At 70.7% G+C, this 11037-nt stretch carries 7 protein-coding genes and 1 pseudogene; 1 reads left to right on the top strand and 7 read right to left on the bottom strand.

Annotated features, from left to right (window positions below; all coding sequences use genetic code 11):
- The 7 genes from AOK22_RS16055 to AOK22_RS16025 form a co-directional block, all read right to left on the bottom strand.
- Window positions 1-651 (bottom strand): DNA cytosine methyltransferase (locus AOK22_RS16055; RefSeq protein WP_167357850.1); only part of this gene is annotated, 651 nt, incomplete at its 3' end.
- Between the two features lie 57 nt (window positions 652-708).
- Complete coding sequence (locus AOK22_RS43865; protein WP_341845576.1) at window positions 709-2568, bottom strand: DNA cytosine methyltransferase; 1860 nt, start codon at window positions 2566-2568, stop codon at window positions 709-711.
- A gap of 3 nt (window positions 2569-2571) precedes the next feature.
- Entirely contained in the window at window positions 2572-3468 is an 897-nt protein-coding gene (locus tag AOK22_RS42220; RefSeq protein WP_208606404.1) for a hypothetical protein, read from the bottom strand.
- Window positions 3465-5414, bottom strand: a complete 1950-nt coding sequence (locus tag AOK22_RS16040) for a hypothetical protein (protein ID WP_157872246.1) — start codon at window positions 5412-5414, stop codon at window positions 3465-3467. The genes AOK22_RS42220 and AOK22_RS16040 overlap by 4 nt, the downstream gene beginning before the upstream one ends.
- A gap of 5 nt (window positions 5415-5419) precedes the next feature.
- The gene (locus AOK22_RS16035) at window positions 5420-6463 is read right to left on the bottom strand and encodes a PD-(D/E)XK motif protein (protein WP_055699333.1); all 1044 of its coding nucleotides are present in this window, start codon (window positions 6461-6463) and stop codon (window positions 5420-5422) included.
- Complete coding sequence (locus AOK22_RS16030; RefSeq protein ID WP_063795271.1) at window positions 6460-9045, bottom strand: Z1 domain-containing protein; 2586 nt, start codon at window positions 9043-9045, stop codon at window positions 6460-6462. Before AOK22_RS16030 ends, AOK22_RS16035 begins: the two co-directional genes overlap by 4 nt.
- 449 nt (window positions 9046-9494) lie before the next feature.
- On the bottom strand, window positions 9495-10526 hold the full coding sequence (locus AOK22_RS16025; RefSeq protein ID WP_055699332.1) for an SEC-C domain-containing protein: 1032 nt from the start codon (window positions 10524-10526) through the stop codon (window positions 9495-9497).
- A 149-nt stretch (window positions 10527-10675) separates the two neighbouring features.
- Between AOK22_RS16025 and AOK22_RS42215 the strand changes: the two are divergent.
- Window positions 10676-11037: pseudogene (locus AOK22_RS42215) on the top strand (class E sortase); the annotation flags it as partial.

Here is an 11037-nt window from a genome sequence, read left to right as displayed (position 1 = left end):
GTGATGCGTGGGGGTGGGCAGGGCGGCGGTGCGGCCGTCACGGCGGGCGATGAGGATGGCACGACGGCGGGTCTGCGGTACACCGAAGTCCTCGGTGTGCAGGATGCCGTGGTCGACCGAGTAGCCCTCTTCCCGCAGGGCCTCCCCATAGGCCTCCCAGACGGGGAGGGCCGCGGGCACCTGCTCCAGGACGATGGCGCTGTACGGACGGAGCTCGTCGTCGTCGATGGCGTTCAGCGCCCAGCGCAACGGCTCCAGGACCAGCCCGGTGCGCTCGTCGTCCATGTCGGCGAGGTCGGCGTCGATGTTGGCGCGTGCGTCACGGTCGACGAGGCGCTGCACGAACTTCAGCACGTCGTCCAGGGCGCGGCGACCGGCTCCGGTGCCCGCGACGGTGAAGCTCTGGCAGGGAGGGCCTCCGGCGAGGACGTTCGCCTCGGGGAACTTCTCGGGGCCGTATTTGCGCACGTCGTCATGGACCGTTCGAAGCCCCGCCGCGTCACGTGTCGTGACGGCGTTGGCGTCCCATTCGATTCCCACGGAGGGCACGCCCAGGACCGTCGCGGCCATGTCCAGTCCACCGGGACCGGCGAAAAGGTCCACGATGTGGAAACCCGCAGGCGGGCGTTGGTGAGGCAGAGCGACGGTCATGGTGAGCGAGTTTATCGGTGATGAGGGGGTGGGGAAGTCGATGGAGCGCCGACGTCGTCACGCGCTCGACAGGGCGGCGTGAATCGCGCGGCCCAGGGCCTCGCCGACGGGCGGCGGTGAGGCGTGGCCGACCTGGCGGTAGCGGGCCGTCTTGCGTCCCGCGAAGTCCCAGTCCTTGGGGAAGCCCTGCAGCAGCGCGGCCTGTTCGACGGTGAGCGCCATCATGCCGTCACGGCCCAGGAGGGGGTCCCACACGAACTCGGGTCCGGGCACCTCGTTCGCGACGGTCCCGCCGTCCACCCCGATGCGTGCCCAGGCGCGCTTGGAGCCGGTCGGGCCCAGGTCCGCGCCGCCGCGTTCCCAGGAACCGCCGACGAGAGTGGGGGCGACCTCGGTGGCCCCGGCCGCCCACTCGGCGGCGCGGGGCCAGCCGCGGGCGGCCATCGACGGGCCGAGCGCCTGGCCGACACTGATCGGGGACTCGGGGGACCGCGGCGGGATTCGGAACGCCTCGGCCGCCGCGGTGCTCGCGAAGGCGACGAGTATGCCCTGTTTCCGGTCCTGCGGGACACCGTGCTGGGCGGCGTTGAGCACGAACCAGGACGGGGAGTAGCCGCTCGCGGACAGTTCTCGCTCCACGTGGTCCCGGAGGGGTGCGTACGTCTCGCTCGTGACGAGGTCCGGCAGGTTCTCGATCAGGAGGGCACGCGGACGAAGGGTCCGGGTGATCTCGAGTGCGGCGTGGAAGACGGCCAGCTCGTGGTCGTTGCCGCGCTCGCGGGCGACCGCTGCCGCCGCCTTCACCCGTGGCAGTCCACCGGAGATCAGGTCGAGTCCCTGCATGCCCGGCTGTCGGCGCAGCGAGTCCGGATCCAGGGTGCTCAGGTCCGCGTCGAGCAGGCGCCAGCCGGGTCGGTTGAGGCGAAGGGTGTCGAGGGTGATGGGGCGGTTGTCGATCAGCAGGGCGGGGTCGAAGCCCGCGTACTCCAGGCCCAGCGCGAGTCCGCCCGCGCCCGAGCACAGCTCCAGGGAGGTGAGGCGGTGAGTCGGGGGCGTGGGTGCGGACGTCTCCGTCGCCGGTGGGACGAAGAGGTCGCGCCCGGGGCCGCGCCCGGGATTCTGCGAGGTCGAGGGCTCGGGCTCCAGTGCGGCCGCCCGCGCTTCCTCCGGTCGCAACGCGGCCACGGACTCCTCGGCCACGGCCCGCAGTTCGGCCCGCAGTTCGCTGTCCTCGAGTGCCTCGAAGATGACGAAGGGGGCGAGCCTGAGGAGCCGCTTGAGGAAGTCCCGCAACACGTCGCGCTCGGCGAGGCCGTGCAGGTCGACGGCAGCCCAGGCGTGGAGGATGTTGCGCACGAGATGAGGGCTGCCGCCCAGGGACTTGCGACGGGCGTAGATCTGGTCGAACGCGGCCTCGCCGAGGATGTCGAGTGCCGCGTACGGCTCGGGGGACGCCGGGTCGCGCACGAGGTGGGCACGCCACCACAGGCGGCCGAAGACATGTCGGGTGAGGTCGCTCGCCACCACCCGGTCACCCGGCGGACGGGGGTAGCGCCAGTGCGCGACGTCGGGGAGCAACACGAGCGCGAGGAAGGCCCAGATGTCCCCGGATGCGGCCTCGGCCGGCATCAGGTCCATCTCGGCGTGCAGGAGCGCCGCCAGATCGAGGTCGAAGCGGGCCCGGGCGGCGCGGGAGGGTTCCGCCGGAAATCCCGCACGTTCGGCGATCTCCAGGACACGGGCCCGCAACCCGCGCAGTTGGCCCTCCGTGATCCGGTCGCCGCCGGTGGCGACGTAGACGGCGGACTCGTGGCGATACGCGACGTGCTCGACCAGGTCGTGGGGCGACATGTCCTTGTAGCGCTGGTGGAGCGGCTTGGCCTGTCCGGCCAGGAGGCGGGGGTAGAGGAGAGCCATGGGTCACGCCTCCTGGAGGATGCGGGTCGCGGCCTGCAGTTCGGAGGCGAACAGACTCGGTGAGTTCTGTCGGAGTTGTCGCAGGTCCTGGATCGTACGGCCGGGGAACAGCCGGTGGAACAGATTGACGAGGGTGGTGCCGAGCGAGTCCTCGGGGAAGTCCGCGTCGTCGACGAACTCCTCCTTGAGCAGCGCGTGTTCCACCATGATCCGGGCGCAGTCGGAGTAGACCATCGAGAGGACGACGCGGTCCACCGGGCCGGGGCGGGCGGCGCGCGCGAAGGCGGTGGACACCTCCTCTGCCTTCTCGTTGACGAGGAGGAGCATGGAGCCCATCGCGGCGGCGTCCAGGTCCGACCCGAGCTGCAGGTGCCAGGCGGCGCCGTCCCTGAACGACGTGTGGGAGAAGTCGATCACGGTCATGGGGAACAGCGGCGCGTCGCCCTGCAGGCGCAGTGCCGCGATGTCGTCCCAGAGCAGCGACCCGGCGCGCCGCGGTGCGAAGGGCGCGGCCGTCCCGGCCGTACGGGAGAGGACGAGCACGGTCTCCAAGGAGAGCACGCCACCGAGTTGGGCGCCCGGCAGGACCGCGTGGAGTTCCACGGTCCGCACGCCGTCGCCGGTGAGCGGAACCCGCTGTACGGGACCGCGGAGGTTGGAGCCGGAGGCGGTCCAGACGGCGGCCAGGGTGAGCACCGCGTCGTCGGGGAGCCCCGCACCCGCTCGGGCCGCCGACAGGTCCACGTGCACGGTGCGACTCAGCTCGACGTCCATGCGGTAGTCCCAGAAGTCGAGCGACTCGGGGAGCTCGGTGGTGGCGCCGTCGAGGACGAGCCGCCATGGCTCGGCCCGGACGCAGGACGTCGCGGGCGAGCGGTAGGGGAGGGCGAGTCGGCTCACGACACGTTCACCACCTGCGTCTTCACGGTGATCTCCGTGATGGTGTCCGGGGCCGGGCGGACGACCGCGCGCCACACGGTCTCGTCACCGCCCTCGATGACGAAGGTGGGCGAGGCGTGGAGCGTGCCGGACGGATCCTCCCAGCCGACCAGGCCGGGCATGGCCGCGCCCGCCGGAGGGTCGGTCTCGCGGTTGCCGGTGCCGGGAAGGGCCACGGCCAGCTCGACCCGGACGCGCTGCACGACGGCCACGGGGAGAGTGAACGCCTGCACGAGCACCGCGTGTCCGAAGCGCTCCTCGTAGGTGGTCTCGCCCGCGTACTTCACCCGGGGGCGGGGTGCACGCGTGGTTCCGTCCTCCGGGAGCGGCACGTCGGCCGTCGCCGAGTCCTTGCCGCCGCGCCGGGTGCCCCCACGGGTTCGGGCTTGTGGGCCCGGGACCTCCTCGTCGTCCGGTGCTGCCTTGGCACGACCCGTGGAGGGCGTGCCGTAGTCCGACGCGCCACCGGTTCCCCAGGCACCTCCTACCAGTGGCGAGAAGCGTGCGCTCGCCGCTCCCAGCGCCACGTTCGCCGATCCCTCACGGGCGCTTCCGCCCAGTTGCAGGAGGTCATCGACCGCCTCCTTGAGGCGGGTGTAGGTGGTGCGGACATAGGTCCGCTCGTGGCCCTCCAGGCGGTGGTGATTCCACGCGTCGTGCGTCGGGGGTTCGGCCTCGGCGTAGGTGTCGTCCATCTCCTCGCCGGCGCGGAATACGCCTGCGTACGACAGGAGTTCGGCACCGGTCTCCCGCCCCGGCCAGTAGGTGACCACCAGCTCGGCGGGGCGCATCAGGGCCACGTGGTGCACGGACCGCTCGATCTGGACCATCTCCATGGCCCGGCGAGTGGCGGGGGAGGGTTCCATCGGCACGACCGGGCGCTGGACGAGCCCCAGCCGGCCCAGTTCCTTGACGGGCTTCTGGCACGACAGGGTTCGGCCCTCGTCCGTGCCCAACTGGCGGTACGCCTCCACGAAGAGGCTGAGCGGCGACGTCGTGCGCGGGTCGGGGACCGGGAAGTCCCGCCCTTCGCAGGTGACGGAGAACCGCATGGGCAGGGTGCCGTCGGGGCGCTCCAGCATCTTGGGCCACAGGTGCCATGCCACGGTCTCGGCGAGGTAGGCTGCGGCCTCCTTCGGCTCCAGGCCCTCGAGCTGGGGGTCGAGGACGACGATGCTCGTGCCGGTCTCCTCCGGGGCGAAGGGGGCCAGGCCCAACCTGCGGGCCGTCTCATCGGCGGCGGCGCCGACGAGGGGGTCGATCACGTCGCCGGAGGCGTCACCCCACCAGTGCCGTCCGGTGTAGCGCCACTCGTCGCCGTCCGCGCCCGTGGCCCGATAGCTGTTCCCCAGGGCACAGCCGATCAGACGCGTCTCCAACTCCCCCTCGTCGTTGCGGCAGCGGGTGTGCACGAGCACCGTGCCGAGGCCGGAGAGGAGGTAGAAGACGGCCTTGCCGAAGCCGTAGGTGCCACCGCCGAGCTTGGTGTCGCGGGGCTCGCCCACATTGCGCACGAAGGCGACGAAGTCCTGCCGGTCCCTGCAGATCTCGTTGGCGCGGATGGGGCCGCCGAGGCCGTTCGTGCCCCGGTCGGAGACCGTCATGATCCGGATGCTCGCGCGCAGCGCGTTGCGCAGGGCGAGATGGTCGTTCGAGGGAGCGCCGTTCAGCAGGAGCCTGCGCCAGGTGTCTGCGTGTGCCGGACCGACGTATCCCAGGTCGATGCCGAACCTGACCGGCCCGTCGTGCCGCGGGTCCTTCGCGTCCCAACTGTTCTGGGCAGCCTCGCGCACGAGGATGGTGAGCAGGTCCAGCTCGGGGCGGCCGAGTTGATTGAGGATGCCCTCGGCCGCACTCGCGCCCTCCGGCGGGTACTGCTGGGAATACCACCGAGGTTCGGTGCGCACGTCTGTCACTCGCTCTCCCCGAGCATGGTGGCCAGGTGTCTCTCCACCTCTGTCATCGGGAGAGGGCTGGGCGTGGGCACGGTGAGGTCCACCGTGTATTCGACGTCCGTCACGTTGCCGGGGACCTGGGCGACCGCGAGGTCCGCCGTCGTGATGCGCGGGAAGCCGGCCGCGACCGCGTACCAGCGCTCGTCGCGCACGAGGAAACGGGGCGTGAGATAGCGCCGGGCGTCGACGGTGAGGTAGCCGACATCGGCGAGCAGGCCGAGGAGCGTGCTCTCGTCGTCGCACAGCCGCAGTGCCTGCCCGACCAGGTCGACGACACTCGTGCCCGTGCCGCCCTCGGGGGCACGCTCGACACGCAGGCAGGCGAGCTGGAGGGAGCCGCCCTCCGGTGGTTCCAACTGGCGCAGGCCGTGGACGCGTATGCGCAGCGCGGCACCGGTGGTGGTCTTCACCTCGACCGCGTCGGTGCCCGAGGTGAAGTCGTGCGGGCGACCGCTCGGCCCCGTCCACAGCCTGTGGGCACTGGAGTTCACCGCCAGGAGCCGGAGCAGTATGTGCAACTCGCCGTACAGTCCGGCGAGTTGCTCGGGCCCCAACGGCCTGCCGGACGTACGGAACAGGGCCCGCCAACGGTCCAGGACCCGGTGCAGGGCCTTGAGCGCCCGCGGGGACGGGGGAGTGCGCTCGTCCTCGCCGAGCCGGTGCATCTCCCGCAGGATGTCGTCGCAGAGCCCGGTGAACACGTCGTCCAGGTCGTGGCGCAGGCAGCCGAGGTCGGCGTAGTGCTGATAGACCTCCTCGTCCTCCAGGGGGCGCTTGCGCAGGCGCAGGACCTGACCGTCCTGGATCTCCTGGACGTGCTGGTTCCCCGCGACGGGCACCAGCAGATGCCGATGTCCCTCGTGGTCGACGGCCGCGAGAACCGGGCCCCGCGCCGTGGTGACGGGCAAGGGGGCGGTACGGAGCCGGTTGTCCGCGGACACGGGCGCGAGCCGGAGATTGCGCCAGCCGTCCTCCAGCGCCCGCCGAAATATGTCGCTCACGCGGCGTCCTCGCCTTCGAGGGTGCGAAGGTCCTCGTCGTCGGTGTCCTCCAGCCGGATGCCGGAGAGGTCCGCCGAGATGTAGCTGCCGTCCCACTTGATCTCGCTGTCCCTGCCCGCCTCGCCGGGCTTCGGGAAGATCAGGCCGACACCGATCACGTGCTCCTCGGCGCCGAGCGGCTCACGGGTGTCCTTGCGGAGCTCGGAGGGGCGGGAGTCCTTGTCGATCGGGTACAGCACGAGCAGGCCGGTGTCCGGGAGCTGTTCGCGACGCTCCCGCATGATCTCGTCTTCCGCCAGGTCATGGGGGACGTCCGTCAGGTCGACGGCCGCGTCGGCCCGGCTCATCAGGGTCTTGATGTCGGCGAAGTCCGTTTCCCCCGTGGGGCTGTGGAGCCGGGCACGGGTGATGCGACCGACGGTGACGTCCGGGGCGAAGGTGAAGTTCGCGGTGGGGTCACCGGCCCGGTTGCCGATGACCGCGATGTTCCAGCGCTGGAGGGACCCCTGCTGGACGCGCCGCCGGATGTAGGAGGAGATCAACTTGGTGTCGCATTCCTGGGACCGCTCGTGGAAGCGATAGCGGGCCAGGAAGTCGAGCACATCGGTGTGCGGGACCCCGTGCAGGACGTGTCGCCCGTCCTCGGGGCGGGAGTCCTGCGTGACCGCCTCCGCGACGGCTCGGCGCACCAGGTCGCGGGCGGCATCCTGGTTGACGGAGAGCCAGTCGGATCGCGTGTGGAAGTAGCGGGTCTGGATCCGACGGCCGCCGTACGCCGCACTCGCGCTGATCGCGGACTGCATCTTGGCCGCTGCGGTCACCCGCAGGACCGGATGGGTGCGCACGCGGACCGCGAACGTCTGAGGCGTCTCGTTCTCGTGGAGATAGACGTCGATGTCGCGACGCATGTCGGCCTCGACGGTGGCCAGGTGCCGGAAGGAGGCGTGCAGGTCCGCCGTCATCCACACGCGCGGCAGGTCGGCGTACCCGTGACGGAAGCCGAACCAGCGGCCCATCTGGAGGAGGGTGTCGTACGCGGAGGCGGCGCGGACGAAGTACGTGACGGCGAGTCCCTCCAGGGTGAGACCGCGGGAGAACTTGTTGCCGCCGACGGCGATCGCGACCACGGGGCCATTGTCATAGTCGAGGGTGTCCTCGCTGTCGGAGTTGTCCATGATGATCCGACAGTCGCCGATCACGCCCGGCAGCTCCGCCAGGAGCGTGTCGAAGGGGACCTTCGTCTCCCCGAAGTCCTCGGCGGGTACCCGCCCGGTCTCCTCGTCCCAGAGGTCGCGCAGGCGCCGCAGGGTCTCGGGGTCGTCCAGGTGCTCCAAGGTGTGCGCGCGGAGCTTCTTGAGCGGTCCGCGGAAGCTGTTGTGGACCTGGATGCGCATACTGGTGTGGATCAGCATGGTCGCGTGCTTGTTCCCGCTGCCCCGTACCCGACGGGCCGCGGTGGTGAGCCAGAAGTACCGGACGGCCTCTTTGAGGGTGTCGGTGATCTCGGGGGTGAAGCCGTCCGCGTCCGCCCGTGTCGCAGGGCTGACCAGGGGGATGTCCTCCCTGGGCACGTCACGGATCATGTCGTACCCGTCGTCCACGTCCTCGGGGTCCTCGCCGTCGAGCGCGTACCGACCGAAGAGGACCTCGGTGCCGAAGTGCTCTTTCGGCTGCGGCAGGTTGACGATGAAGTCGCTCGGGTACAGGTCCTTCGCCGCCGGGTCGATGAGGACGTTGGCGAAGGGGGTCGCGGTGTATCCGACGTACGCCGCCTTCGGCAGGGTCTCGAGGATCCGGAGGATCAGCGGATTGATCGAGGTGGTGGCGACGCTGGCCTGGTCGGCCTCGTCGTCGATCACCAACGCCGGGGCTTGCTGCAGGTATTCGGAGGCCGACTCCAGCCAGCGCGCGAACTTGCGCAGCACAGTGGCGTTCTTCTTCACCACGCACAGCACGTGGGTGCTGTTGCTGCCGCCGAAGAAGGACGCGGCGTTCTCCGTGGGGACGAAGTCGTGCTCGAGACCGGTGAGCTGGGACCAGTTCGTCGGGTTCGACTCCACCAGCTGTTGGGCGAGCCGGGCCTGGGTCTGACGGCGCAGGCCGTTGTGGATCCCGGCGAGCACGATGAAGAGCTTGTAGCCCCGGTCGGCGGCCTTGGCCATCACCGAGGTGAAGTTGGTGGTCTTGCCCGACTGCACGTAGCCGACGACCAGGCCGCGCGTGGAGAAGTCCGGCTCCTTGGGGTGGTTGAGCAGGGAGACGACGCGCGTCGACGCCTTGTCGAGGTCGTCGATCGCCTCCGACGCCCAGCCCGACCTCTCCAGCTCGCGCCGGATCGCCGGCCATGCGCGGTCGTTCTCGCGCGGGCCGGTGTACCAGGTCTCACGGTTGCCGTTGACGGCCACCCGTGGCTCTTCCAACTCCTTGATCGAGAGCAACTGCTGCTCGTGGAACTCGCGGATGTGCTGGATCTTCTTCTCGTCCACGCCCAGGACCTCCAGCTGTTTCACCGCGTCCGCGGGTGTGCTGGTCTGGAGGAGATTGCGGAAGACTTCGTACATCCCGTCGAGTTCGCTGCTCACTTTTTCTCCTTGCCGGGCTGCGCGTATGGCGCTGGTGTCCGGAGTGCGCGCCCGGCTCAACCAAATCGATCGATCCGTGGAATTCCGGGGTGCGCGAAAGGCGCACCCGGACTTATGCGTGATGCAAGTCGTCCCGACTCGCCCGTGGGACGGCGTGGTCGGGATCGAGGGGGCCCGAGAGGTGCGGAGCCCGGACGCCGCCGGTGCCGGGCACGTCAAGGTGCCGATCGGCGAAAGGCGCGTGATGCATGGGCGGGCATGTTCCTCGGGAGCGCGGTGCCAGGGCCGCGCAAGCAGGAAGCCGCGGCCCGGCAGTACCTATGTTTCACTGCGACGGTATCGCACAGGAGTTTTATGGGGGGCGTGGATACGAAAGTCCCGGGACTCTTGGCCAGGTCGAAAGCCCCGAAGGGTTCGTGAGCCGAGACCGCGATGATCCGGCGGATTCGCTAGGGCCTTCCGTGGCACTCCGCATAAGCCGCCCCCGACCCGCACCAGCACTCCCCGCCCGACTCCGGTGGCCAGCCCTCCGCGCGTCCCCGGGCCGCCAGGGTCGTTGCGTACTGGGGGAGGAGGGACGAGTCTTCCGGGGACGTGCCTTCTGAGGCGGCGAAGGCCTCGTATGAAGGGACCGTGCCCGTGACGATTCCCAGGTTCGGGGTGCCGGAGGCCGCGAGTTCGCGCAGGGAGGACTCTATGGTCCTCAAGTGCGCCTCGTGGGAGGGGTATTCGGAGGAGAGCGACGGGTACGCCGCCAGGAGTTCCGTCAGTTCCGTGGCCGGCCAGTGCAGGATCGCCACCGGGAACGGGCGCGACAGCGCCTCGCGGTACGAGCCCAACTCCGCCTGGATACGGGCGATTTCGGCCCGCAGTTCCGCCGGGTTCTCCGAGCCGAGCGACCAGACCCGCTTCGGGTCGTGCAGTTCGTCCAGGGAGACCGAGGCCGTCGAGACCTGGTCCGCCAGCGCGTCCCACGCGTCGTGGTCCGCGCCCAGGAGGCGGCGTACGCGGTGGCGGCCGAAGAGGAGCGGGTGCGTGCTGTAGGGGGGCTCCGTCTCCGCGGGGAGCAGCAGCGTCACCGCCTCCGTGAACGTCTCCTGTGCCTGCTCCAGCTCGTCGTGCGCCTCCAGCGCCTCCGCCACGATCACCCACGGCGCCGGTTCCCTCGGCGCCGCCGTGCGGACGCCGTCGATGATCGCCCGTGCCTCCGCCTCGTGGCCGTACTCCCAGAGGTTCGAGGCCTTCAGCGCGCGGATCAGCAGCGGGGCGGACGGGGGCTGCGGGGCGGTGGACGACAGCAGGTGGTCGTAGAGCGCCGTCGCGCGGTCGCGCGCGCCGGCCAGTTCGAGGTGGGCCGCGGCCTGGAGGAGGAGCTGTTCGGCGTCCTCCGGATACAGGTCGGCCGTGCGCTCCAGGCGCGCGGCTTCGGCGATGTGGTCGACGTCGACGTGGTCGGCAGCAGCAGGCTTGTCGGGGCGCATACGGGACACCGTACTGCCGAGGGGGCTTTGGCAGGAGGGGCGGTTGGCCGCCCCCTCGGTGATTCGGCCCGGTCCCGTTCTCGATCCTCCATGGATTCTTCCGCCGCCCGCGCCTATCCTCCCCGCGGCCGTCAGTCGAAGGGGGCTTCGTGCGGGATCGCGTACCGGTCGTACAGCAGGGGCGTCCCCCTCGGCGGTCCCCCGCCGCGCGGGCCCTGTGGCACGGCGCCGAAGTCGCCGTCACCCTCGGGCTCGTCCTCCTCCTGCTCGTCGCCCATCAGCTCTGGTGGACCAACCGGCAGGCCCGCGCCGCCGCCGAGGACAAGGTGCGGTCCCTGGAGGAGGAGTGGAGGCGTTCCTCCGACAGGGACGGGGCCGGGTCCGGGACCGGGGCCTCCGACGGGGCCGGGGCCTCCTCCGGTTCCCGTGGCGATTCCACCCCCGGGGCAGGGGAAGGAAGCGGCACCGGCGCCTCCGGATCCCGTGAGTCCGGCTCCGCCCCCACCACCCC

The organism is Streptomyces silaceus (assembly GCF_001419745.1).
Classification (GTDB): domain Bacteria; phylum Actinomycetota; class Actinomycetes; order Streptomycetales; family Streptomycetaceae; genus Streptomyces; species Streptomyces silaceus.
The sequence above is the reverse complement of the archived record's forward strand: the minus strand, read 5'-3'. Positions and strand labels throughout refer to the sequence as shown.